Consider the following 22176-nt stretch of genomic DNA (forward strand, 5'->3'; position numbering starts at 1 on the left):
CACCCCGAAGCTCCAGCGCGCCGCCGGCGGGCGGGGGCGCCGGCGCATCGCGGGGTGCCGGCGCATCGCGGGGCGAGAGCGGCACGGCGCGGGCGGCATCGAGGACCGCGAACACGTCCTCGGTCGCCGCCACGCCCTCGGCGGCTGCGTGGAACTGCACGCCGACTTGGCGGAGCGGCAGATACGCCTCGGGGGCGAGGAGCAGGACGAACAGCCCGATGTCGAGCGGGAGCGTCCCGTCGATGAGACGGAAGCCGATCGTCACCGCCACGATCGCGACCGCGATCGACGAGAGGAACTCGAGCGCGAATCCGGAGAGGAAGGACACGCGCAGCACTCGCATCGTCTCGGTGCGGTAGGTGTCTGTCACCCTCTCGATCGAGCGGGCTGCGCGGTGCTGGCGGCCGAACACGGTGAGCGTCGACAGACCCTGGACGGTGTCGGCGAATCGCGCGGCCAGCGTCTGGAGTGTCGCCCATTGCTTCTGCTGGACCGCGCGCGTGGCCAGGCCGATCAGCGCCATGAAGAGGGGAATCAAGGGGATCGTCAGCACCACGATGAGCCCCGAGATCCAGTCCTGCCACCACATCACGGCGACGATGATCGGCGTGGCGATGATGGTCTGGACGAGCTGAGGGAGATATCGGCCGAAGTAGGCGTCGAGCGCGTCGAGACCGCGCCCGGCGGTCACGGCGAGCCGGGCGGTGTTGGCGCCGCTCAGCCAGCCGGCGCCCAGGGAGGCGACTCCCTCGATCAGATGGGACCGCAGCTGCAGCTCGACTTTGGCCGCAGCCCGGGCCGCGACGAGCTCGCGGGCCCAGAGCAGCACGGCCCGGACGGCCGCGACGCAGGCGAGCCACCCGAGGAGCGCGAGCACGTCGTCACCGGCGAGCACCCCGACGATCGTCGCGGTGAGCAGCCATGCGAAGGCGACGATCACGAGTGTCTGGGCGAGACTGATCGCGGCGATCGCCATGAAGAACAGTCGGGATGCCGACGCATATCGGAGCAGTCGGGGATCAACCGGCCGCCCCCGTGTCGAGGTGGCCCGCTCAGTGGAGTCCGGCATCCCTCGATCCTGCCTCACATCGCGCCCCCGGCGCGTCAATGTGCGACAGCTGCTGCCTTTTCGATCGTGGAGCGGCTGACGCGTTTGCGGAAGACCCAGTAGGTCCAGCCCTGGTAGAGCAGTACCAGGGGGAGGAAGATCACCGCGGCCCACGTCATGATCATCAGCGTGTAGGGGGAGCTCGAGGCGTTCTCGATCGTCAGGTTGAATGCCGGGTCGGTGCTGGAGGGCATGACATTCGGGAAGAGGGCGAGCCAGAGCGTGAGCACGGCGAAGACCACCGTCCCCGCTCCGAAGCCGAACGCCCATCCTTCGCGGTCACGGGCATTGGCCAGCAGCGACGCGATCAGCAGCACGGCGGCGGCCGCCGCGCAGACGACGACGAGAGCGACCGCGGGAGCGGCGTTGCCGAAGGACGAGCCGACCGTCCAGGCGAGGAAGATCGCGGCGACGATGACGGTGACGAGTCCGGATCGCCCGGCGAGCTTGCGGGCATCCGTGCGCACCTGACCGTCGGTCTTCAGCGCGACGAAGTAGACACCGTGCGTGAAGAACAGCAGCAGCGTCGTGACGCCACCGAGAAGCCCGTACGGGTTCAGCAGCGTGAGCAGCGAGCCGGTGAACTCGTGGTCGGCGTCGATCGGCACGCCCTGCACGATGTTCGCGAGGGCGACGCCCCAGAGGAGGGCCGGAAGGGCTGAGCCGATCACGATCATGCGGTCGAACCCCTTCTTCCACCGCAGGCCCTCGCGCTGATGCCGGTACTCGAACGACACACCGCGGATGATCATCGCGAGAAGAATCAGCAGCAGAGGCAGGTAGAAGCCGCTGAAGAGCGTCGCATACCACTCCGGGAATGCGGCGAACAGGCAGGCGCCGGCCACGATCACCCAGGTTTCGTTGAGATCCCAGACGGGCCCGATCGTGTTGATGATCTGCCGGCGTGCGACGTCGTCCTTTCCGAGGAACGGAAGAGACATGCCGACCCCGAAGTCGAACCCGTCGAGGACGAAGTACCCGACGAAGAGGACTCCGACGATGAAGAACCATACCGTTGCAAGATCCATCGTGCTCTCCTAGTAGACCGTTGTCGGGGTGTTCTCGACCGAGGGTGCGTCAGCGTCGGGCGCTCCCGGTTCGGGCAGCGGCTCGGGACCCTCGTGGGACGTCTTCATGATGAGGCCGACTTCGACCGCGGCCAGCACCGCGTAGATCGCGGTGAACGCGATGAGCGAGATGAGCACGCTCCAGCCGGGCACGCTCGGCGAGACGCCGTCTTCCGTGAGCATGAGCCCGAACACGATCCAGGGCTGCCTGCCCATCTCTGTAAAGACCCAGCCCACGAGGATGGCGAGAAGGGATGCCGGCCACGCCCAGATGGCGAGCTGCCACGCCCAGCGGGGCACGTCGCGCTTGGCGTTCTTCCGCGTGAGCCACAGGCCGACGACCGCCGTGAGGGCTGCGACCCCTCCGAGACCCATCATCCAGCGGAACGACCAGTACGTGACCCACAGGACGGGTGCGAAGTTGCCGTCGACCTGATCGGCGAACTGCGGGAAGAGCTCGTTCGTGTAGAGGAGGTTCAGGTCGTTGATCCCCTCGACGCACCCGTCGAGCGTGTGCGTGGACAGGAAGGAGAGCAGATAGGGGACGCGGATCGAGAAGAGCTCCGTCGTGCCGTCGGGCGTGCCGAGCGTGAAGATCGAGAAGGACGCGTTCGCGCCGCAGGCCGAGTCGAACAGGGCCTCTGCCGCCGCCATCTTCATGGGCTGAGTCTGGACCATCACGAGGCCGAGCTGGTCTCCGGTGAGCACGACCCCCACGAACGCGATGATCATGCCCCACAGGCCGTAGCGCAGCGAGGTGCTCATCATGTCGATGTTCTGTTTGCGCACCAGGTGCCAGGCCGAGATCGAGATGATGACTCCGGCGGTCATCATGAACGCGGCGAACAGCGTGTGCGGCAGCGACGCCATGGCGATCGGGTTGGTCAGCACGGCGAGGAAGTCGTTCATTTCGGCCCGGCCGCCGTCCTGGGCCATCTGGTAGCCGACCGGATTCTGCATGAAGGCGTTGGCCGCGAGGATGAAGTAGGCCGAGAACCACGCGCCGATCGTGGCGATCCAGATGCTGGCCAGGTGCAGTCCCTTGGGCAGCTTGTCCCAGCCGAAGATCCACAGACCGATGAACGTCGCTTCGAAGAAGAAGGCCATCAGACCCTCGAAGGCGAGTGGAGCGCCGAAGACGTCGCCGACGAAACGGGAGTACGACGACCAGTTCATGCCGAACTGGAACTCCTGGACGATGCCGGTGACCACACCCATCGCGAAGTTGATCAGGAAGATCTTGCCGAAGAACCGCGTGAGGTGAAGCCACTTGAGGTTGCCGGTGCGGTACCAGGCCGTCTGGAAGATCGCGACGGTCAATGCCATCCCGAGCGTCAGCGGCACGAAGAGGAAGTGGTAGAGCGTCGTCAGACCGAACTGCCAGCGCGCGAGCATCAGCGGATCAAGAAAATCCATTTCACGTCCTCCCCAACTCCGGGTCCTGCGTGATACAGAAGGTACTCAGCTTCCGCTCAGGAATGAAGAGGGCGGGCCGTGAAAAACCTCGCGGAACTTCCTCAGCTGCGCCCGCCCGCGTGCAGGAGGTGCACGACGCACTCGCGAGGGTCGCACGACGAACGCATTCCGTCGATGGAAAGGGGTCCGCCGGCCTCGTTCAGCACCCCCTGCATCAGGCCGAGGTGCACGCTGCACAGCACCTTGCGGTGGTCTGCCTGCGTCGTCGCTTGCGCGCACGGGGTGAGATCGACCGTCAGAGCGGTCTCGTCCACGAGGGGATCGAAGCCGGCGTCGATGAGGTCTTCGACCAGGGCGTCGATCTGGTGGAGGGCGGCGGGCGTGAGCTCCGGAGCCGGCCCGGGGATCACGCGACGCATCAGGTCGCCGCGCTCAGCGGCCGCGCGGACCTTGCGGCGTTGCACGGCGCTCGACGCGGCGTCGCCGTCCGCGGCGCTGTAGAGCACACGGGGGCGGCCACGCGTCTTGCGGTCCTCCGCTGCCGAGACCACGTACCCGTCCTCGATGAGACGCTGAAGGTGCTCGCGCACCGTGTTGGGGTGCAAGCCCGTGGACGCGACCATCTCCGCAACCGTGCGTTGCGGGTGCTCCTGCACGAGATGGAGGATCTCGACCCGCGAATAGCTCGAGATGGCACTGTAGCCCGCGGGCCTGCCTGTGGTCATACCTCTATTATTCACGGCTTCGCGCTCGAGCGCCAGGTTTATCCGAGAGTATCTTCGGGGGTTCCGCGATTCGTGCACCGGGTGATCGTCGACGGCCGGTCGATCAGCGCTGTCGCGAGGGCTCCCAGCCGAGCGCCGGCGCCACGTGGGCCGCGAAAGCCTCGATGATCCGCAGGTTGAACGCGACACCCAGCTGGCTCGGGATCGTGAGCATGAGTGTGTCGGCCGCGGCGATCGCAGCATCCTGCGCCAACTGCTCGATGAGCACATCGGGTGACGCCGCATAGGTCTTGCCGAACGTCGAGCGGAGGCCGTCGATGTAGCCGATGCCGTCGCTCTCGTTCGAGCGGCCGAAGTACAGCTCGTCCTCGGCGGTCGTGATCGGAAAGATCGAGCGACTCACGGACGTGCGGGCGGTGCCGGGGTGGCCGGCTGCGCGCCACGCAGCGTGGAACGCGTCGATCTGCTCGGCCTGGAGGATGTCGAACGGCCGGCCGTCCGCCTCGGTCAGCAGTGTCGACGACATCAGGTTGACACCCTTCCGGGCCGCCCACTCGGCGGTCTCGCGGGTGCTCGCTCCCCACCAGATGCGCGAGCGCAGACCCTCGGAGTGCGGTTCTATCCGCTGCATCCCGGCGGCTCCCCCGAACGGACTGTGCGCGTCGCGCTCCGCGAGGCCCTCGCCCTCGATCGCGCGCAGGAACAGGTCGAAGTGCTCGCGCGCCAGGTCGGCCCCGCGCGGGTCGGCGCTCGTGTAGCCGAATTCCTCGTATCCGCGCACGACGGTCTCGGGTGACCCGCGGCTCACGCCGAGCGCGAGTCGTCCCCCCGAGATGAGATCGACGGCGGCTGACTCTTCAGCGAGGTAGAGGGGGTTCTCGTAGCGCATGTCGATGACGGCGGTGCCCATCTCGATGCGCTCGGTCTTCGCGGCGATCGCCGCGAGCAGCGGCATGGGAGCGGCGTGCTGCCGCGCGAAGTGGTGCACGCGGAACCAGGCACCGTTGACCCCCAGGTCGTCCATGCCCTGCGCGAGATCGATCGCCTGGATCATCGAGTCGGCTGCGGTCAGACGCCGTCCGCCGCCGAGCGGCCCGTAGTGACCGAAGGAAAGTGTGCCGAAGCTCTGCATGATGCCCTGCAACGCCACGCTCGGAGCATCCATTCCGTGAGCGTTCATGAGCCCAGGCATCCGGAAACGGATGCCTGGGCTCAGGGTGCGGCAGGTCAGCTCAGGTCGTTGGCGGCGAGCCACTGCGTCGCGATGTCCTCGGGAGACATCTGATCGACCGTGGACTGCACGTTCATCGCGACCAGCCCCTCCGGCGTGAGGGCGGCGCTGACGGCGTTGATGACGTCGGCGATCTCGTCGGCGATCTCGGTGCTGACGACCGGGACGACGTTCGATGCCAGGAAAAGCCCCTTGGGGTCTTCGAGGGTCACGAGGTTGTCGGTCTTGATGCGGGGGTCGGCGCTGTAGACGTTCGCGATCTGGATGGTGCCGGCGAGGAGTTCGTCGACCGTCGTGTCGGCGGTTCCCGTGAAGGAGACGTCGACGCCGTAGATCTCTTTCAGGCCCGCGGGGCCGTACGGACGCTCTTCGAGCTCGGGCGCGCCGCCCAATGCGAGGCCGGAGATGCCGGCGAGATCCGCGATGCTCGTCAGGTCGTTCTCGGCGGCGAACGCGGCGGTCACGTTGTACGAGTCCTGGTCCGTCGCGGAGGACTGGTCGAGGACCGTGAGACCCTCGGGCAGCGCCTCCTGCAGCGCGGCGAAGACGTCGTCGGAGGTCGTGGCCGTCGTGTTCGGGTCGAAGAACTGCAGCAGATTGCCGGTGTACTCGGGGAACAGCTGGATCGAGCCGTCTTCCAGCGACGGGATGTACGCGTCGCGCTGGCCGATCGAGAACTGGCGGTCGACCGTGAAGCCGGCGCCCTCGAGGGCCTGCGCGTAGATCTCGGCGATGATCTCGTTCGAGTAGTACGCCTGCGATCCGATCGTGATCGTGTCGGAGGCCGGTGCGGCAGAGCTTTCGCCGCCGCCGGCGAGCGGGTCGGAGGATGCGCAGCCGGCGAGGGCGAGCGCGGTGATCGCCGACGCCGCGAGCGCGACGGTGAGGCGGGTGCGAGTGCGGGACATGGTGTGCCTTTCGTGTGGATGCTGTGGATGCTGCGGATGCTGTGGATGGAAGGAAGCCGAAGGGTTCAGTCGACCCCTACCGTGCGAACGGCGGAGGCACGCTCGATGTTCCCGGCGGCTCGCGGGACGCGGCCGCTCACTCCACGGGGAACGACCAGGCGCTCGAGCAGAGCGAACAGCCCGTCGAGGGCGAGCGCGAGGATCACGACGATGAGAGACGCCCCCAGGATCGCGTCGAACCGGCGAAGCTGGATGCCCTGGATGATGAAGAAGCCGAGCCCGCCCAGCCCCACGTACGCGGCGATGGTCACGGTTGCGACCACCTGGAGCGTCGCGGCACGGATGCCGCCGATCAGGAGGGGCAGCCCGAGGGGGATCTCGATCTTCCAGAGCACCTGCCACGGGGTCATGCCGACTGCCGTGCCGGCATCGACGACACTGCGTTCGATCGCCTCGATCCCGGCGTATGCGCCGGCCAGGATCGACGGGATCGCCAGGAGGACGAACGCGAAGACCGCCGCCTCGGTCTTCTGGACGACGCCGATCATCAGAACGAGCAGCAGCACGAGCCCGAGCGAGGGGACCGCGCGGGCCGCGCCCGAGAGGGCGACCGCGACCTCGCGTCCGCGCCCCGTGTGGCCGATCAGCCAGCCGAGCGGCACGGCGATCAGCGCCGCGATCGCGACCGAGCCGAAGGTGAACGCGAGGTGCTGCCACACTCCTTCGGGGAGCGGCAGCGATCCGGTGAGCCGTTCGGGAGAGAAGATCCAGGCGAACGCCTCGAGGAAGACGTTCATGCGGCACTGCCGACCGTCAGCGAGCGACGCTCGCGGCGCGTGAGCGAGCGGCGGGGTGTCCAGGGCATCGCCATCCGGCCGATCGCGACGAGGAGGAGGTCGACGAGCAGCGCGATGACGACGACCGCCACGACGCCGGCGAGGATCTCCGGGATGATGCGGCGCTGGAACCCGTTCGTGAACAGGTAGCCGAGGTTCTGCACTCCGATCAGGATGCCCACGGTCGCCAGCGAGATCGTCGACGTCGCCGTGACGCGGAGCCCCGCCAGAAGCACCGGGCCGGACAGCGGTAGATCAACTGTCCAGAACCGTCGCCACGGCCCGAAGCCGACGGCGATGGCAGCGCTGCGCGTCGCCTCATCGACCGAGTCGAGCGCGTCGGCGACCGAGCGGGTCATGATCGCGACGCCGTAGACGGTCAGCGCGACGATCAGGTTCGTCTCGGAGAGGTAGGGGATGCCGAATCCGGCCGCCAGCAGGGCGAACAGTCCCAGCGAGGGGATCGTGTAGAGCAGCCCGACCGTCGTCAGCACGGGCCCGCGGAGCGGCGTGAACCGCCACGCCAGCCAGCCGATCGGCAGCGCGATGATCAGACCCAGCACGATCGGGATGAGGCTCTGGCGGAGGTGATCCAGCGTCAGGCTCCCGATGAGATCGAGGTTGTCGAGGACCCAGTTCACGGCACCGCCTCGCGCGCATCACCGACGAGCACGCCCTGTGTGCGGCCGGCGGCGTCGACCAGCACGGCGCCGTGCGCTGTGCGCTTCACGGACAGCGCCCGCGAGCCGCGGTCGACGCCGATGAACGAGGCGACGAAGTCGGTCGCGGGGTTCTCCATGATCTCGCTCGGGCTGCCCACTTGCGCGATGCGCGCCCCCTTCTCGAGGATCACGACCTGATCGCCGAGGAGGAATGCCTCGTCGATGTCGTGCGTGACGAACACGACGGTCTTGTCGAGGTCGCGCTGAAGGCGGATGGTCTCGGTCTGGAGCTCTTTGCGCACGATGGGATCGACGGCACCGAACGGCTCGTCCATCAGCAGGATGTCGGGATCGGCGGCGAGTCCCCGGGCGACGCCGACCCGCTGCTGCTGGCCCCCCGAGAGCTGGCGCGGGTAGCGATCGGCCAGCGCGCGATCGAGCCCGACGATGTCGAGCAGCTCGAGGGCTCGCTCGCGGGCCTGCTTCTTCGGCGTGCCGCCGAGAACGGGGACGGTGGCGACGTTGTCGGCCACCGTGAAATGCGGGAGGAGGCCCGCGTTCTGCAGGACGTAGCCGATTCCCCGGCGCAGCTTCACCGCGTCACGGTCGGCGATCGGCGCGCCGTCGATCGTGATCTCGCCGCTCGTGGGCTCGATCAGGCGGTTGATCATCCGGAGCAGCGTGGTCTTGCCGCATCCGGAGGAGCCCACGAAGACCGTGGTCTTGTGCGCGGGCAGCACCAGGCTGAAGTCGTCTACGGCTGCGGTGCCGTCGGCGAATCGCTTGGTCACGGAGCGGAACTCGATCGCCATGCTTCTCTTCCGTTCGGGTCCACCTACCCAACCACATGCTTCCGACATTCGCGCAAGGGGCTGGTCCTTCGCGTCGGACTCGGGTATGGGTAGAGGAATGGATGCCGAAGTGTTCGACCTCGTCGTCATCGGTGCGGGCGCGGTCGGCGAGAATGTCGCGGACCGCGCCGTGCAGGGTGGACTGTCCGTCGTCATCATCGAGAGCGAACTCGTCGGCGGCGAGTGCTCATACTGGGCGTGCATGCCCTCCAAGGTCCTGCTGCGCGCGGGCGCGGCGCGGCGCGGCGCGGCGGATGCCGCGGGTGCCGGCCGAACGGACGGCGTCGACGTCGCCTCGGTCCTGCGCCGCCGAGATGAGATCGTGCACGGGTGGAACGACGGGGGGCAGGTCGACTGGCTCCGGGGCGCGGGGATCGAGCTCGTGCGCGGACACGGCCGGCTCACGGGGGAGCGAGAGGTCACCGTCGACGGTACGCGGATGATCCGCGCCCGATGCGCCGTGGCCGTGTGCACGGGATCGGCGGCGCTGCTGCCCGACATCCCGGGATTGATCGACGCCGACCCCTGGACGTCACGCGAGGCGACCGCGGTGCAGAGCGTCCCCGACTCGCTCGTGATCCTCGGCGGCGGAGTGGTCGCGTGCGAGATGGCGACGGCGTACGCCTCGTTCGGCACGGCGGTCACCGTTCTTGCGCGGTCGGGTCTGCTCGGCGGGATGGAGCCGTTCGCGGGCGAGCGCGTCGCGAGCGCGCTGCGCGCCGCGGGGGCGGACGTGCGCACGGGCGTCGACGTCGAGCGGGTCACCCGTGACGGTGCGCTGATCACCGTCGAGCTCGCGGGCGGATCGCGGGTCGAAGCATCCGAGATCCTGGTCGCGACCGGGCGTACGCCCCGGACCGGCGATGTCGGGCTCGAGGCCGTCGGCCTCACACCCGGTGCCTGGCTCGACGTCGACGACACTCTGCGGGTCCGGGGCAGCGAGTGGCTCTACGGCGTGGGCGATGTCACTCACCGCGCCCTCCTCACGCATCAGGGCAAGTACCAGGCCCGCGCCGCCGGCGACGTGATCGCGGCGCGTGCGCACGGCGCCGACGTCGACGATGCCCCGTGGGGCCGTCACGTCGCGACCGCCGACCACGCAGCCGTCCCGCAGGTGACGTTCACCGACCCGGAGGTCGCCTCTGTCGGGCTCACCGAGGCCGCGGCGCGCGAAGCGGGTCTCACGGTGCGCGCGCTCGATTACGACCTGTCGTGGGTCGCGGGCGCCAGCACGCATTCGACGCGCTACGAGGGGACCGCGCGCGCGGTCGTCGACGAGGATCGCGGAGTGCTCGTGGGCGCGACCTTCGTCGGCCCCGACGTGGCCGAGCTGCTCCATTCCGCCACGATCGCGATCGTGGGAGAAGTGCCGCTCAGCCGGCTGTGGCACGCGGTGCCCTCCTACCCCACGCTCAGTGAAGTGTGGCTGCGCTGGCTCGAGGCGTACGGGCGTTGACAGGCCCTGCGGAGCGTGCCGCCCGGCTCCGCTGAGGGCGACGCGGGTCGCGGGTCGTGCAGGTGCCTACACTGGCCGACATGCATGAGCTCTCGCGCGATGACGCCCGCCGACTCGTTGTGCGCGCGCAGCTGCTCGACGCCGATCGTCCGGGCGACGTCGTGGAGGTCGCCGAACAGCTCGCGGCGATCAAGATCGATCCCACGGCGACGATCGCGCCGTCCGAGCAGACCATCCTGTGGTCGCGCATCGGCTGGTCGTACGAGCCCGGTCAGCTGCGCAAGGCGGTCGAGCAGGACCATCTGCTGTTCGAACACGACGGTCACTTCCATGCCGGGTCCCTGTTGCCGGCGCGCGTCGCACGGATGCAGCGTCACGTCTTCCGTGCCCAGGCGGCGCAGTGGCTGGCAGCGAACGCGCGCTTCCGTGCCGACGTGCTGGCCGCCTTGCGTGCCGAGGGCCCTCTGCTGGCGGCGCAGATCGCCGACACCAGCCAGGTCGCGCACGCGAGCGAGTCCGGGTGGTACGGCTCCAATCAGGTCCCGCGGATGCTGGAGCTCCTCGCCCGGGCCGGCGAGGTTGCGATCGTCGGGCGGGAGGGGCGGCTGCGCCGCTGGGATGTCGCCGAGCGGGCGTTCCCGCGCGATTTGCCCGAGCTCGACTACGACGACGCGGGCCGCATCCTCGACCAGCGTCGCCTGCAGGCGGCGGGCCTGGCCAAGCAGAAGTCGCCGTGGACACCCGTCGGCGATGCCGGGGAGCCGGCGAGGGTCGAAGGGTCGAACTGGAAATGGCGCGTCGACCCCGCAGCGGCGGCGGCGCTCGCCGACGACGCGGGCGGGCGGGTCGCGATCCTCAATCCCTATGACGGGATGCTCTTCGACCGCCCGCGTCTGAAGGAGCTGTTCGAGTTCGATTTCGTGCTCGAGCAGTTCAAGCCGAGGGCACAGCGCGTTTTCGGCTACTTCGCGCACCCGATCCTCGTCGGCGACCGATTCGTCGGGCTGCTCGATGCGCAGCTCGACAAGAAGAAGGAGACACTCGAGGTGAATGCGGTCCACGAGCTGCTCGGCTTCGACGACGAGGAGCGCGAGATGGTCCACGCCGAGATCCGCGACCTGGCCGAGTGGGCGGGCGTCGGAGTCACTGGACTGGAGTGACGCGAGCCGGCCGACGGGCCGCGCGAACTACGCTGGAGGCACGCTGACTCGCTGACCGAGGAGAACCGTGCCCGCCAGAGCTGACGTCCTCGCGCATGCCGAGGATCTCGCCGATTTCATCGCCGCGTCGCCGTCGAGCTTCCACGCCGCCGCCGAGGTCGCCCGTCGTCTCACGGAGGCCGGGTTCACCGCACTCGACGAGACCGCCGCCTGGCCCGCGCAGCCGGGTGCCCGGCACGTCGTCGTGCGCGACGGTGCCGTGATCGCCTGGGTCGTGCCCGCGGCTGCCTCCGCCGACACTCCGTTCCGCATCTTCGGCGCGCACAGCGATTCGCCGGCGCTGAAGCTCAAGCCGCAGCCGACCACCGGCCGCCTCGGCTGGCTGCAGGCCGGAGTCGAGATCTACGGCGGACCGCTTGTGAACTCGTGGCTCGATCGCGAGCTGCGTCTCGCGGGCCGACTCGTCCTCCGGGGCGGCACCGAGGTGCTCGCCGCGACCGGACCGTTGCTCCGCCTGCCGCAGCTGGCGATCCACCTCGACCGTGAGGCGAACGACCACCTCGCGCTGCACAAGCAGGCCGAGACTCAGCCGGTGTGGGGTCTGGGCGAGCCGAAGACCGCCGATCTGATCGGCGAGCTCGCCGACGCGGCCGGGGTGGACGCGGCCCGTGTCACCGGGTACGACGTGGTGACGGCCGATGCGGCGCGCGGAGCGGTCTTCGGGAAGGACGATGTCTTCTTCGCGAGCGGCCGGCTCGACGACCTGGCGTCCGTGCACGCGGGAGTGGTCGCCCTCCTCGGTCACGAAGCGACCGATCAGATCGCGATGCTCGCCGTGTTCGATCATGAGGAGGTCGGCTCCTCAACGCGTTCGGGCGCCGCCGGACCTTTCCTCAGCGACGTGATCGAGCGCGTGCAGCTCTCGCTCGGCGCCGATCGGGAGCAGCAGCTGCGCGCACTCGCCGCCTCGTGGTGCGTCTCGAGCGACGTCGGCCACGCCGTGCATCCGAACTACGCCGACAAGCACGATCCGGTCGTCCGGCCCGTGCTGGGCAGCGGGCCGATCCTGAAGATCAACGCGAATCAGCGCTACGCGACCGACGGCGCCGGCGCCGCAGTCTGGCACGCGTGGTGCGAGGCCGCGGGGGTGACGTCGCAGGAGTTCGTCTCGAACAACGCGGTGCCGTGCGGCTCGACCATCGGACCGATCACGGCGACCCGGCTCGGGGTGCGCACGGTCGACGTCGGCATCCCCATCCTGTCGATGCACTCGGCCCGGGAGCTGGCCGGAACGAGCGACCTCTACGACCTCGGTCGCGTGGCGGGGGCGTTCTTCCGCGGCTGAACCCTGAGACTTCGCGTTCGCTGTGAGTCGCGCAGAAGCACGTCGCACGCCCCGTCATCGACGTATCGTTGAATATCGCTCGATATATCGTTGGAGGAACTCATGGGCACTTCATTCACAGACGGACGGTTCGGGGGCAAGGGCTTCGGCGGCGCATCCGCTGATGACCTGTGGAACACCCTGGGCCAGATCAAGGACGGGATCGGGCAGGGCTTCGGCGAGACGTTCGGCCAGTTCGGCCAGTTCGGGCGCAAGGTCGGCACCCGCGCCCCTCGCGGCGACGTGCGTGCGGCGATCCTCTCGCTCCTCGTCGAGCAGCCGATGCACGGCTACCAGCTGATCCAGCAGATCGAGGAGCGCAGCGGAGGCGCGTGGAAGCCGAGCCCCGGATCCGTCTACCCGACACTGCAGATGCTGACCGACGAAGGCCTGATCGAGGTCGAGGAGTCCGGCGGCCGGAAGACCTATTCGCTGACCGAGGCCGGTCGCGACGAGGCGGCGGATGCCGACCGCTCCTGGGCGACGGCGGAGCCCGCCGTGCACACCGAGACACCGCGCGCCCACCGTGGCGGGGTCGTGCTGAGCAAGTCCGGCGCGAACCTCGCGCAGGCTGCGATGCAGGTGGGACGCACGGGCACGCCCGAGCAGGTCGCCGAAGCCGTGTCGGTTCTCGACGACGCCCGGCGCAAGCTCTACGCGATCCTTGCCCGGGACTGAGCGGATGCCGGCGGAGCGCTCGCGCTACCGCCGGATCACCCGCTTCGCCCTGAGGTACATGCTGCAGGCCTGGTGGTATGAGATCTTCCTGCCGCGCATCGGGTTGGGCCGCGTCGCCGAGCGCACGCGGGCAGCCCGGCTGCAGCGCATCTCGCAGCGGTTCCACGCTCTCGCCGTCGACCTCGGCGGTCTCATGATCAAGGTCGGGCAGTTCCTGTCGTCGCGACTGGACATCCTGCCCCCCGAAGTCACCGCCGAGCTCGAGAAGCTCCAGGACGAGGTGCCCGCCGTCCCGTTCGATCAGATCCGCGCCTCCGCCGAGGCGGAGCTGGGCGTGACACTGGAGCGCGCGTTCGCTTCGGTCGACGAGATCCCCGTCGCGGCCGCTTCACTCGGACAGGTGCACCGCGCGCGCCTCACCGCGGAGGATGCTGCCCTCACCGGTCTCGACGCCGTTGTGCTGAAGGTCCAGCGACCCGGCATCGACCGGATCGTCGACGTCGACCTCGCAGCTCTGCGCCGCGTGGCCGACTGGCTGAGCCGCGTGCGCCTGGTTTCGGACCGGGTCGACATGCCGCTGCTCGTCGAAGAGTTCGCGGCGACCAGCCTGGAAGAGGTCGACTACCTCCACGAGGCGGAGAACGCAGAGCGTTTCGCCGCCCACATGGCCGACGGCGCGCGCGTATCGGCTCCGCAGGTCGTGTGGGAGCGCTCGACCCGGCGGGTGCTGACGCTGCAGGACGTCACGGCGATAAAGATCAACGACGTCGACGCGCTCCGGGCGGCGGGGATCGATCCGACTGCCGTGGCCGGTGAGTTCGCCGCGGTGATGTTCGATCAGCTCTTCGCGGACGGGTTCTTCCACGCCGACCCGCATCCCGGCAACGTCTTCGTCACGCCGCACGCTCCCGATGCGGCGGGGCGCACGTGGACGCTGACCTTCATCGACTTCGGGATGATGGGCCAGATCCCGACCAGCCTGCGCGCGGGGCTGCGCAAGCTCGTGATCGCCGTCGCATCGCGCGACGGCGCCGGTATGGTCGCCGGGTTCGAGCAGGTCGGCGTGCTGCTGCCGTCGGCCGACAACGGCGAGCTCGAGCGCGCCCTGACCGCGCTTTTCCAGCGGTTCGGCGGCATGGGCTTCGCCGAACTGCAGAACGTCGATCCGCGTGAGTTCCGCGGCTTCGCGGATGAGTTCGGCGAGACGATGCGCTCGCTGCCCTTTCAGCTGCCCGAGAACTTCCTCCTCATCATCCGTGCGATGTCGCTCGTGTCGGGGCTGTGCAGTGCGCTGGATCCGGGGTTCAACATCTGGGAGTCCGTCGAGCCGTACGCGCAGACGCTTCTGCGTGAAGAGACCGGCAACGTGGTGCAGGACGTCGCGGGTCGAGCGGTGGATGCCGCGGGCACCGCGCTGCGTCTGCCCGGACGCATCGATCGGGCACTCACGAAGCTGGAAGCGGGTCTCATCCGGGTGGCCGATCCCGGCGTCGAGCGCCGACTCGAGCGGCTCGATCAGACCCTTCGCCGGGTGATCTCGGCGGTGCTGTTCGCCGGCCTGCTGATCGGGGGCATCCTGCTGCTCGGCCCGGCATCCGGCTTCGGCGTGGCGCTCATGATCGTCTCGGCAGCTCCTCTTCTGCACGCACTTCTGGCGGGCTCCGGGCGGCGTCCCGGTGCGCGGACGGGGCGATCGCGGTAGAATCGGGTGCGCGCCGTACGGTCGGCGCCGCAACTGTGACACCGAGGTGCAACTACCTGCTTGCGGAGCAAGGCGGCACGTGAAAACGAGCTGACCGCTCGGGAGGTACGGCGTGAGCCAACCGACACTGATCCGCCACACCGGCTGGGGCTATTTTCCGGTCGCCGCACTCGCGCGTCTGCCCTTCGCGATGATGGTCGTCGGCGTCCTCACCCTCGTCACGAATGCGACGGGATCGATCGCCCTCGCCGGACTCACGTCGGCGGCGACGGGGGTCGGCGTCGTCGTCGCCGGACCTCTCATCGGCGACCTGGTCGATCGGTTCGGGCAGCGCGCCGTCGTCCTGCCGGTGGGGCTGGCCAACGGCACGCTGCTGGCGCTCTTCCCGTTCGTCGTGATGAGCGGTCAGACCGCGGGGCTGATCCTCTTCGCGGCCGTGCTGGTGGGGGCCACCGCGCCGCAGGCGTCGGCTCTCTCGCGCACGCGCCTGGTCGGAATCACGCGTGATCGCGTTTCGGATGAGCGGCGTGAGCGCACGATGTCGCGCGTCATGTCGTACGAATCGGCGGTCGACGAGACCGCGTTCATCATCGGGCCGGTGCTGGTCGGCGTGCTGGCGTCGTTCGTCGCTCCGTGGGCGCCGATCGCGATGGCGGCCGTGCTGAGTTTCGCATTCGTGACGGCGTTCGCCCTGCATCCGACCGCCGCGGTGACGGATGCCGATGTCGTGCGGGCGCCGGCGCGCGCGCTGCTCTCGCGGCCCATCCTGGTGGTCGTCGGTGCGACCTTCGGCGTCGGCCTCTTCTTCGGTGCGACGCTGACCTCGCTCACCGCCTTCGCGCAGTCGGTGGGGCACGGCGAGCAATCCGGGCTGCTGTACGGCCTCATGGGCGTCGGGTCGGCGATCCTGGCGCTTCTGGTCATGCTGCTGCCCGCACGATTCCCCCTCACCCTCCGCTGGGTGGCGTTCAGCGCGATTCTCGCGCTCGCCGCGGCGGGGTACGCCACCGCCGGCGACCTGACCACCGTCATCGTGATGCTCTGCCTCATGGGCCTCGGGGTGGGCCCCACCCTCGTCACCCTCTTCACCCTCGCGGGGGAGCGCAGCCCCGACGGGCGCTCGGCGACCACGATGACCCTCGTGGGATCGGCGCTGACGCTCGCCCAGGCGATCGCCTCGGCGGTCACGGGTGCGCTCGCCGAGGCGACCTCGGCCACGATCGCGATGCTCCTTCCGGTGGCAGCGGCGCTCCTGGTGCTCGGGCTCGGCGTGGTCAACGCGCTGGCCTCGCGCCGCGCGGTGGTGGAGCTGGTCGCTCCGCGCCCGATTACGCTGGATGCGTGAACACAAGCAGTCTCTGGACCGTCGTCGGCGTCATCGTCGCCATCGTCATCGCGTGGGTGCTGGTCAACGTGCTTTTCAGCGTGCTCGCGCTGATCGTCAAGCTGCTGGTGGTCGCCGTCGTCGCGGTGATCGTCTTCTTCGTGTTGCGCGCCGTGTTCAGCGGGTCCGAGTAGCGGTTCGGCTCAAGCGGTTCGGCTCAAGCGGCTCGGCTCAAGCGACTCACGCGAAGCGGACCCAGTTGGCGGCGCGACCGGTCTCGGCGCGCTGGCGCAGAGCGAGGCTGTCACCCGCCACGGCGTAGAGGGTCACGCCGGCCGACCGCTCACCCGCGGCGATGAGCCACGCGCCGTCGGGGCTCACGGCGAATCCGCGCGGCTGCGGCTCGGTCACGACGAAGCTCCGGGCGTCGCTGACCGAGCCGTCCGACGCCACCGCGATCGGGGCGAGCGTCGAAGCGCTCCGCTCCGAGGCCCAGAGCACGGTGTCGCTGCTGAAGTGCAGGTCGGCACCCCAGATGAGGTGCTCTGCGCGCGGGTCGGCGCCGAAACGGCTGTGCGAGAGACCGGCGGCGGGATCCACGACGCTCGCGGCGCTGCGCGGGCTCAGCGTGCCGGCATCCCTGTGACGTGAGAAGTGCAGGACCTCGCCGGAGTACTCGGTGAGGACATACGCGGCGTCTTCGGCGCGGTTCAGCACGATGTGGCGCGCACCGGATCCCTTCGGCGCGGCGACAGTCGCCGGAGCGAGGGGCGTGAGAGCGAGCTCATCGGTGATCGCGTACTGCGCGATCAGATCGTCGCCGAGCGAGACGAAGTACGCGAACCGGCCGTCGGCGCTCGTGGTCACCGAGTGCAGGTTCGCGAAGTCGACGCGCGCGGTCGGCTCGCCCACGGCGCCATCGGTCACGGGCGCGATGAAGCCGTAGCCCGCGCCGTACGCGGCGCCGAGCAGCGCCGTGCCGCGGCGGGTGAGCGTCAGGTAGCTCATGGGGCCGGCGGGCAGGTCGAGTCGCGAGAGCGGTGTCAGCTCACCGGTCCGGCGGTCGAGCGACAGGGTCAGGATGCCGGGCTGAGCGCCCGTGCCGTCGGCCTTGAGCGACGCGTGGACGAGGTCGCGCTCGGCGTCGACGGCGAAGTTCGAGCATCCCGTCACCCCCGGCGTGACCGCCAGCCTCTCCAGCGTTCCGTCCCGGAGGCGGAAGGTGCTGATCGTGCTGTCGCCGGAGTTGGCGACCAGGACGAGGGAGGAGCCGGTCATCCCTCGATCGTAAGCGTCGCGGGTGACCGGCGGAGCGCCCCGGTCGGCCGAGCTGAAGCTGCACCTGCGGCGGAACCGAAGCCGGCGCCGGAACCGAAGCCGGAACCGAAGCCGGAACCGAAGCCTCTCGTCTCAGAGGATGAAGCCTCTCGTCTCAGAGGATGAAGCCCCTCGTCTCAGAGGATCTGGCCGATCGGCTCGCGCTTCTCGGCCTGAAAGCGATCTTCCGTGCGTCCCCGTGCCCAATACCCCGACAGCGACACGTGGCCGCGGTCGAGGCCGTGCTGCTCGAACAGCACGGGGCGCAGCGCCTTCATCGACTCGCGCTCGCCGTGGGCGAACACCTGGGGCGCACCCGCGGGCCACTCGAACTGCGCGAGGACCACGGCGAGCGCGTCGGCGTCGTGCGCGGAGTTCACGACCCACTCGATCTCGACCCCCTCGGGAGTCTCGACCGGGATGATGGCGGCATCCGTGTCGACCTCGATGAACGCGTGTCCCACGGCATCCTGCGGCAGGACGTCGAGGGCCGCCGCGATCGCGGGCAGGCCCGCCGCGTCGCCGAGGAACAGGTGCCAGTCCGCGGCGGGATCGGGGCGGTACCCGCCGCCCGGACCGATCATGGTGAGACGGTCACCCGGACGCGCACCGGCGGCCCACGGACCCGCGAGACCCTCGTCGCCGTGGATGACGAAGTCGATGTCGATCGTGCGCGCGTCGTGATCGACCCTGCGCACCGTGTAGGTGCGGGTCACGGGGAGGGAATCCGGCGCTGTGAACTTCAGCTTGACGTATTTGTCGGTCTCGGGACGGTCCTCGAACTGCGCGAACCCCGCGCCGCCGAAGGTGACCCGCACGAGCGTTGCGTTCAGCTGCTCCGTCGCGACCACCTCCAGCGCGATCGTCGGGCGCGGAGGGCGGGCTGCGGTGCGAGAGGAAAGGGCCACTCCTCCACGGTAGTGGCCGGAACGGGCCGGGGGACGGGGGAAGGGGGACGAGGGACGGGCGTAGCCTGAACGAGTGCCCGTGCCCGCTGATCCGACGTCGCCGTCGCCGTCGCCGTCGACGGCGTATGCGCAACTCGTGCGGGTCGCTGATGAAGCGGGCGCGATCGCGGATACCGGGGGTTTCCCCATACCCGCCGACTCCCGCGCGGCCGCCGTCCTGATCCTGTTCGGCGTGCTCGACCACCTCCCGAGCGATCACCACGCGGTCGCGGTTTCGCGCGACCTCGATGTGCTCCTGCTGGCGCGCGCGACAACGCTGCGCACGCACCCCGGGCAGGTCGCGTTCCCCGGGGGGCGGCTCGATCCGGGCGACGACGGCCCGATCGGCGCGGCGCTCCGCGAGGCGCGCGAGGAGACGGGGCTCGACCCGGCCGGTGTCGACGTCCTCGGCGCGCTCGACCCGGTTCCCCTCGGCACCTCCGGGCATGTGGTGACCCCGGTGCTCGGTTGGTGGCGGGATCAGACCCCGGTGCACGCGGTCGACGAAGCAGAATCGGCCGCCGTATTCCGAGCGCCGGTGGCCGACCTGCTCGACCCGATGAATCGCGGCGTGACCGTCGTCCGCCGTGACGGCGAAGAGTGGCGGAGTCCCGGATTCGTCCTGGATCATCCGACCGGCCTTCCCCTGGTCTGGGGATTCACCGCGATGCTGCTGGACGGACTCTTCACGCGGCTCGGCTGGACGGAGCCCTGGGACCGCACGCGCGAACTCCCGATCCTCTAGCGCGGGCCAGGGCCCGAGCTTGCCCCGGGCTTGCCCCGAGCGTGCCTCGAGTAAGCCCCGAGGGGGCGCGAGCGGACCTGAGGTAGGATCGTCCCTTGGAAGTGTGTCCGAGCGGCCTAAGGAGCATGGCTGGAATCCATGTAGGCGGGGTAACTCGCCTCGCAGGTTCAAATCCTGTCACTTCCGCCACGCGCTGGGCCCGACCTCTGTTCTGGGGTGGGGCCCAGTCTTTTTGATCCGCGGGCAGTCGGCTAGACTTGCGTGAGCTCTCCGCGAGACGGCACCCAGGCCAACTCCCCCAGGACGGAAACGTAGCAAGGGTAACCGGGCTCTGCCGGGTTCGCGGAGAGTTTTGCGTGACGGCGGTTTTCTCCGGGCCATCCTGGTCGCGCGGTACGGCCAGACCCTAGGCTGGGCCCGTGGCACAGAGCATCTACATCACGTCCGCGGAAGGCCACTCCGGCAAGTCCACGATCGTGCTGGGTGTGATCGACGCGCTGATGCGCGTGACACCGAAAGTCGGCGTCTTCCGCGCGATCGCCAGGTCGACGGCGCAGCGCGACTACGTGCTCGAAATGCTGCTCGAACACATCGACGTCGACCTGACCTACGACGAGTGCGTCGGGGTCACCTACGACGATGTGCGGCGCGACCAGGATGCCGCGCTCTCGACGATCGTGGAGCGCTACAAGGCGGTCGAGGCCAAGTGCCACGCCGTCGTGATCGTCGGCAGCGATTTCACCGACGTCGGTTCGATGACCGAGCTCGGCTACAACGCGCGCATCGCGGCGAACCTCGGCGCTCCGGCTCTTCTCGTGCTCAACGGCCGAGCGAGCGAGGGCGATCGGCTCGGCGCTTCGGATGCGCGGACGCCCGAGGAACTGGGCCAACTCACCGCACAGGCCGTCACCGAGCTGCAGCACCACCGGGCAGAGCTGTTCGCCGTCATCACCAACCGCGCCGATCCGGCGAAGCTGCCCGCGATCAATGCCGAGATCGCCCGGATCGTCGCCGAAGTGCCGGCTGTGGATGGCACACGCGAGTCCGACGTGGGGGTGTGGTCGATCCCCGAGGACCGGTACCTGGTCGCGCCCGCCGTGCGCGACGTCATGCGCACGCTGGGCGGCACGCTGCTGAGCGGTGATGAGGCGCTCCTCACCCGCGAAGTCCTCGACGTCCTGGTGGCCGGGATGTCGCTCAACAACGTTCTGGCGCGACTGCAGGAAGGGGCGATCGTGATCGTCCCCGCCGATCGCACCGAAGTGCTGCTCGGACTGCTGCTGGCCAACTCGTCCGGCACCTTCCCGTCGATCGCCGGCATCGTCCTCAACGGCCCGTTCCCTCTGCCGGATACCGTGGAGAGACTCATGGCCGGCCTGGATTCTTCGCTGCCCATCGTGCAGACCGACCTCGACACGTACGACACGGCCGTCCGGGTCATGGGCACGCGCGGCCGGCTGGCCGCCGGCTCCCAGCGACGCTACGACACCGCCCTGGCGCTGTTCGAGCGGAACGTCGACACGGAGCGGCTGACGACGGCGCTGGGGCTGGCGAACTCGAGCGTCGTCACCCCGCTCATGTTCGAGTATCAGCTGCTCGAGCGCGCGCGCTCCGGGCGCAGGCGCATCGTCCTTCCCGAGGGGAATGACGACCGCGTCCTCCGTGCCGCCGCGACCGTGCTGGCGCGGGGGATCGCCGACCTCACCATCCTCGGAGACGAGGCGGAGGTGCGGGGACGCGCCGTCGAGCTCGGTCTCGACATCACTGCCGCGCGGGTGCTGAGCCCGTTCGATCCGGACACCGTCCACCGCTTCGCGACGGAGTACGTGCTGCTGCGCACGCACCGGGGCGTGACCTACGCGCAGGCCGCCGACACGGTCACCGACGTGTCGTACTTCGGCACGATGATGGTCCACCTGGGTCTGGCCGACGGCATGGTCTCGGGGGCGGCGCACACGACGGCGCACACCATCCGCCCCGCGTTCGAGATCATCAGGACCAAGCCCGGGGTGTCGGTCGTCTCGAGCGTGTTCCTCATGGCCCTCGCCGATCGGGTGCTGGTGTACGGCGACTGCGCGGTGATCCCCGACCCGACCACCGAGCAGCTGGCCGACATCGCCATCTCGTCCGCCGCGACGGCCGCGCAGTTCGGAATCGAACCGCGGGTGGCGATGCTGTCGTACTCGACGGGCGAGTCGGGCTCGGGCGAAGACGTCGAGAAGGTGCGCGCGGCCACGGCGCTCGTCCGCGAACGGGCCCCCGGACTGCGGGTCGAGGGGCCGATCCAGTATGACGCCGCCGCCGACGAGGCCGTCGCGAGGGCGAAGATGCCCGGGTCCGATGTCGCCGGCCGCGCGACGGTGTTCGTCTTCCCCGATCTGAACACCGGCAACAACACCTACAAGGCGGTGCAGCGTTCGGCGGGCGCGGTCGCGATCGGGCCGATCCTGCAGGGACTCAACAAGCCGATCAACGATCTCTCGCGTGGCGCGCTGGTCGAAGACATCGTCAACACGATCGCGATCACCGCGATCCAGGCGCAGGCAGCGGGGGCGGCGCCCGTATGACCGTCGTGCTGGTGATCAACAGCGGCTCATCTTCTTTCAAGTACCAGCTGATCGATGTCGAGAGCAAGTCCCAGCTGATCGATGTCGAGAGC

Annotated in this window: 20 protein-coding genes, 1 tRNA gene and 1 other RNA gene; 11 read left to right on the forward strand and 11 right to left on the reverse strand. The window is 69.3% G+C overall.

Going from position 1 to position 22176, the window contains the following annotated elements; translation table 11 throughout:
- The 9 genes from QZV81_RS05550 to QZV81_RS05590 form a co-directional block, all read right to left on the reverse strand.
- A partial coding sequence (locus tag QZV81_RS05550) for an ABC transporter transmembrane domain-containing protein (protein WP_292833998.1) occupies window positions 1-1069 on the reverse strand: 1069 nt, incomplete at its 3' end.
- A gap of 35 nt (window positions 1070-1104) precedes the next feature.
- Window positions 1105-2136: a cytochrome d ubiquinol oxidase subunit II gene (gene cydB, locus QZV81_RS05555; protein ID WP_292834001.1), complete on the reverse strand. Its 1032-nt coding sequence runs from the start codon at window positions 2134-2136 to the stop codon at window positions 1105-1107.
- Between the two features lie 9 nt (window positions 2137-2145).
- Window positions 2146-3591, reverse strand: a complete 1446-nt coding sequence (locus QZV81_RS05560) for a cytochrome ubiquinol oxidase subunit I (protein WP_292834004.1) — start codon at window positions 3589-3591, stop codon at window positions 2146-2148.
- Window positions 3592-3692: 101 nt separating this feature from the next.
- A complete protein-coding gene (locus QZV81_RS05565; RefSeq protein ID WP_292834007.1) occupies window positions 3693-4316 on the reverse strand; it encodes a helix-turn-helix domain-containing protein in 624 nt (207 codons plus the stop codon).
- Between the two features lie 103 nt (window positions 4317-4419).
- Window positions 4420-5448, reverse strand: coding sequence for an LLM class flavin-dependent oxidoreductase (locus tag QZV81_RS05570; protein WP_292834055.1), 1029 nt, complete (start codon window positions 5446-5448; stop codon window positions 4420-4422).
- A gap of 95 nt (window positions 5449-5543) precedes the next feature.
- Entirely contained in the window at window positions 5544-6455 is a 912-nt protein-coding gene (locus tag QZV81_RS05575; protein ID WP_292834010.1) for an ABC transporter substrate-binding protein, read from the reverse strand.
- 65 nt (window positions 6456-6520) lie between these two features.
- Complete coding sequence (locus QZV81_RS05580; protein ID WP_292834013.1) at window positions 6521-7252, reverse strand: ABC transporter permease; 732 nt, start codon at window positions 7250-7252, stop codon at window positions 6521-6523.
- Window positions 7249-7932 carry an ABC transporter permease subunit gene (locus QZV81_RS05585; protein ID WP_292834016.1) on the reverse strand — a complete coding sequence of 228 codons (684 nt, stop codon included), beginning with the start codon at window positions 7930-7932 and terminating at the stop codon, window positions 7249-7251. The genes QZV81_RS05580 and QZV81_RS05585 overlap by 4 nt, the downstream gene beginning before the upstream one ends.
- Entirely contained in the window at window positions 7929-8765 is an 837-nt protein-coding gene (locus QZV81_RS05590) for an ATP-binding cassette domain-containing protein (RefSeq protein ID WP_292834019.1), read from the reverse strand. The genes QZV81_RS05585 and QZV81_RS05590 overlap by 4 nt, the downstream gene beginning before the upstream one ends.
- A gap of 97 nt (window positions 8766-8862) precedes the next feature.
- Between QZV81_RS05590 and QZV81_RS05595 the strand changes: the two genes are divergently transcribed.
- From QZV81_RS05595 to QZV81_RS05625, 7 genes are all read left to right on the forward strand, one after another.
- Entirely contained in the window at window positions 8863-10260 is a 1398-nt protein-coding gene (locus QZV81_RS05595; protein ID WP_292834022.1) for an NAD(P)/FAD-dependent oxidoreductase, read from the forward strand.
- A gap of 80 nt (window positions 10261-10340) precedes the next feature.
- A complete protein-coding gene (locus QZV81_RS05600) occupies window positions 10341-11420 on the forward strand; it encodes a crosslink repair DNA glycosylase YcaQ family protein (RefSeq protein ID WP_292834024.1) in 1080 nt (359 codons plus the stop codon).
- Between the two features lie 67 nt (window positions 11421-11487).
- Window positions 11488-12765 (forward strand): M18 family aminopeptidase, encoded by a 1278-nt coding sequence (locus QZV81_RS05605; RefSeq protein WP_292834027.1) that lies wholly within the window; start codon window positions 11488-11490, stop codon window positions 12763-12765.
- Window positions 12766-12867: 102 nt separating this feature from the next.
- Window positions 12868-13482 carry a PadR family transcriptional regulator gene (locus QZV81_RS05610; RefSeq protein WP_292834030.1) on the forward strand — a complete coding sequence of 205 codons (615 nt, stop codon included), beginning with the start codon at window positions 12868-12870 and terminating at the stop codon, window positions 13480-13482.
- A 4-nt stretch (window positions 13483-13486) separates the two neighbouring features.
- The gene (locus QZV81_RS05615; RefSeq protein WP_292834033.1) at window positions 13487-15184 is read left to right on the forward strand and encodes an AarF/UbiB family protein; all 1698 of its coding nucleotides are present in this window, start codon (window positions 13487-13489) and stop codon (window positions 15182-15184) included.
- 112 nt (window positions 15185-15296) lie between these two features.
- Window positions 15297-16529 carry an MFS transporter gene (locus QZV81_RS05620; RefSeq protein ID WP_292834036.1) on the forward strand — a complete coding sequence of 411 codons (1233 nt, stop codon included), beginning with the start codon at window positions 15297-15299 and terminating at the stop codon, window positions 16527-16529.
- Window positions 16526-16702: a hypothetical protein gene (locus tag QZV81_RS05625; RefSeq protein ID WP_292834039.1), complete on the forward strand. Its 177-nt coding sequence runs from the start codon at window positions 16526-16528 to the stop codon at window positions 16700-16702. Before QZV81_RS05620 ends, QZV81_RS05625 begins: the two co-directional genes overlap by 4 nt.
- A 46-nt stretch (window positions 16703-16748) precedes the next feature.
- On the opposite strand, the gene QZV81_RS05630 is transcribed toward QZV81_RS05625, so the two are convergent.
- The gene (locus tag QZV81_RS05630) at window positions 16749-17786 is read right to left on the reverse strand and encodes a beta-propeller fold lactonase family protein (RefSeq protein ID WP_292834042.1); all 1038 of its coding nucleotides are present in this window, start codon (window positions 17784-17786) and stop codon (window positions 16749-16751) included.
- A gap of 176 nt (window positions 17787-17962) precedes the next feature.
- Entirely contained in the window at window positions 17963-18733 is a 771-nt protein-coding gene (locus tag QZV81_RS05635; protein ID WP_292834045.1) for a siderophore-interacting protein, read from the reverse strand.
- Between the two features lie 163 nt (window positions 18734-18896).
- Here QZV81_RS05635 and QZV81_RS05640 point away from each other — a divergent pair, with 163 nt between their 5' ends.
- The 4 genes from QZV81_RS05640 to pta all read left to right on the forward strand — a co-directional run bounded on the left by QZV81_RS05640 (window position 18897) and on the right by pta (window position 22084).
- Window positions 18897-19517, forward strand: coding sequence for a CoA pyrophosphatase (locus QZV81_RS05640; RefSeq protein WP_292834058.1), 621 nt, complete (start codon window positions 18897-18899; stop codon window positions 19515-19517).
- Window positions 19518-19614: 97 nt separating this feature from the next.
- Window positions 19615-19706 (forward strand) — tRNA-Ser (locus QZV81_RS05645).
- A gap of 72 nt (window positions 19707-19778) precedes the next feature.
- Window positions 19779-19875, forward strand: an RNA gene (ffs, locus tag QZV81_RS05650) — signal recognition particle sRNA small type.
- Window positions 19876-19936: 61 nt separating this feature from the next.
- Entirely contained in the window at window positions 19937-22084 is a 2148-nt protein-coding gene (pta, locus tag QZV81_RS05655) for a phosphate acetyltransferase (protein ID WP_292834047.1), read from the forward strand.
- Window positions 22085-22176 lie beyond the last annotated feature (92 nt).

This window comes from Microbacterium sp. (assembly GCF_011620665.1).
Taxonomy (GTDB): Bacteria; Actinomycetota; Actinomycetes; order Actinomycetales; family Microbacteriaceae; genus Microbacterium.